Here is a 2,608-nt window from a genome sequence, read left to right as displayed (position 1 = left end):
AACACTCCTTTTAGGCTGAAGAGTGAGTATGCAGGATTTCAAAAATTATGAGTAGATGGAGCCTATGTGACGCTTACCAGTAAGCAAACACATCGTAGTCACCGACATCATCAAATTTTTCTTTAGGATACCTTCGATGAAAATCAATCCCACCTTCCACGTATGTAGTGGATCGTCTAACAACCTCTTCAGCTTGCAATTCTAATTTTTTTTCAATGCGTTTTTTACGATTTGCTATGACCTTATTTGTTGCTTTCAAATCAAAAGCCGCAGGCAAAGACCCTCTGCTGAGATTGCCCATCCAAATAGCACAAGCCTTGTAAACAGATACAACTCCCCAAACAAGATTCTCATTTTCGCATAGCAGGGGCTTAATCGAATGTCTGTGCAATCGTTTACTATGCTCCCAAATTGGAACATCATCTTCTATATTATCACGGTTAGCCAAAACACGTATTTTCTGTGGATCTAAAATTAAAAAATCTATAATCGCGCCTATCTCAGCAGCACTAATATCTGTTAGATGCCCATTCAGTATCTTTATGACCTCAGATCTGTCTGTAGAGTACACAATTTGCTCGTCATCCAGCTCAGCTGTCGCTGCCCAGTTAGCAAGAAAGGCCATCACTTTTATCATATTGCTGAATGAGAATTTCAAATCTGACAAAAAGCAATCATCAATCGATTCAATGAATTTTTCATCAGCTGACTCAACTAAATCTGACTTTGTAACCCCTTGCCCCATAGCCAGCTGTGCTAGCCCTTGAGAATAGTCCTTTCCATTTTGAACCGAATCAGGGGGATATATTATCTCAGGGACAGAATCATAGCCGATGCTGAGGGCGCATTCTTCCATTGAGTTGTGTAAAACATCACTTGCCTCATACAGCACAATTAACCAATCAATAAAACCAATTACTGACTTCGCATCCTTCTCTACCATTGCACTGCTTGTGGAATTAACACTACTTAGTGAATACTCTAAAAGATACCGATAGTTTCTAGCCATCTTGATGCATTCTTCTTTTTTATCAGCAAAATCGCGAGCAACATTGTAGTTTGTAACATGCGTCTGGCTAAGATTAGCCCTTTCTTCAACAAGATCCATTTTGTGATACAAAACATCACATTGCAAAGCTGCAAAACGGACCACAGACCCAACTTCATACTTAGAAATTAACTCATGTACCAACGCCCTGTATTCATTACGGGCAGAATTTATAATACTTTTAGCTTCTATCCCCTCGTATTTACCAGAAGAAACACCCAGTTTATTAAAAATTTTCGCAAGTTCTTTCCTAGCTATTTTATAATCAACCGCATCAGGCTCAACTAGATCCAATCTATTGGGCACCTCATAATCAAAACTCATGGTATTAAAAGCACATCTTAACGGCTGGGAAGAGCTTAACTCTAGAGTATTAATCAAATCTTCATCAACGCTCATTTGAAAATGCCTGCTCAAATATTGAATGAAACTGATTGTGAAAAAAGCCTGAAAAGATGAATCATTGGCGCAATATATATAATTCTGGATCTGACCAAGATTCAACACAAGGTCTATACATAGAACTTCATCATTGATAAAATCAGCTTTTACCCAACTAAAAAATGAAGATTCATCAGGCTTGCAGGTCGATTTATCCATCGTTGCTAACTTTGATCTATCTGCCAAACAATTTATAATTATTTTTTTATGAATAAATAAATCTAGCGAAGAGAGCATCGCGCATCGTTGAGAAATAGCATCTGCAAACACTTCAACTAAAAATTCAAGTATGGTTCCATTGTGGGAATCCAAATCATTCACGCTGAAATCAAAAACAAAATGAATGGTTGAATTTTGTACTTTTGTTGCCCAAGCTATTTTTGATAAGACTTTCGGATGAAGACATACAATCCCGTCATAACTATTTGCTACGTTCCAACGATTATATTCATCAGGCAAATTATCTGGGATACCTTGCCAGCGTTCTTTTAAAATATCATAACGCCAATTCCCACCCATCAAAGGAGGAATGACAACATGTCCATCAAAAACGCCATCAACTAAGACAGAATGAGAAGTTCTAAAAGCTGCAAATTTATCTACAAGCCCAACCATTCCCTTCATAATGATTTCTTCATTCTCATCAACAAAATGCCAAAAGTCATCCAACTCATTTATACTTTTCAAAGAATCAGTGATAGAAACAAAGTCAGGTAAAGGAATCAACCTTTCTGTGGCTCTATTCCTTGGAATCATTTCTGATACAGTTGAGACATCGTCTAAAATATAAATTCTCTTTACATCCTCGCTCTTCGCACATTTTCCATCAGCATCGCACAACATTATAGGAGGACCGTCATTGGGGTTAAATACACCCCATGGCTCTGCCTCACATAGGACTGCATCAATTTCTGCGTCAATATCACTAACATCACGAACTGATTCCCTAGAAATTAGAACAATAAAGTATATACTTTTTTTACTTTTAATGATTGTTGAAATGGGAAATTTTAATTTTGTAACCTCATTAAGCAAAAATAATGTGATCCTGCTACAATATTGTGGACACACGGTTAAGCCGCTATCCTGACTTTAACAGGAGAAGCAAATGACTAATTC

General features: G+C 37.3%; 1 protein-coding gene. It reads right to left on the bottom strand.

What is annotated here, in order from left to right; translation table 11 throughout:
* Positions 1–73 precede the first annotated feature (73 nt).
* Positions 74–2,524, bottom strand: coding sequence for a hypothetical protein (locus JEY82_RS19600; RefSeq protein ID WP_304089007.1), 2,451 nt, complete (start codon positions 2,522–2,524; stop codon positions 74–76).
* Between the last annotated feature and the right edge of the window lie 84 nt (positions 2,525–2,608).

Source organism: Maridesulfovibrio ferrireducens (assembly GCF_016342405.1).
Classification (GTDB): Bacteria; Desulfobacterota; Desulfovibrionia; order Desulfovibrionales; family Desulfovibrionaceae; genus Maridesulfovibrio; species Maridesulfovibrio ferrireducens_A.
Note: the sequence above shows the minus strand (reverse complement) of the source record. Positions and strands in the feature narration are given on the sequence as shown.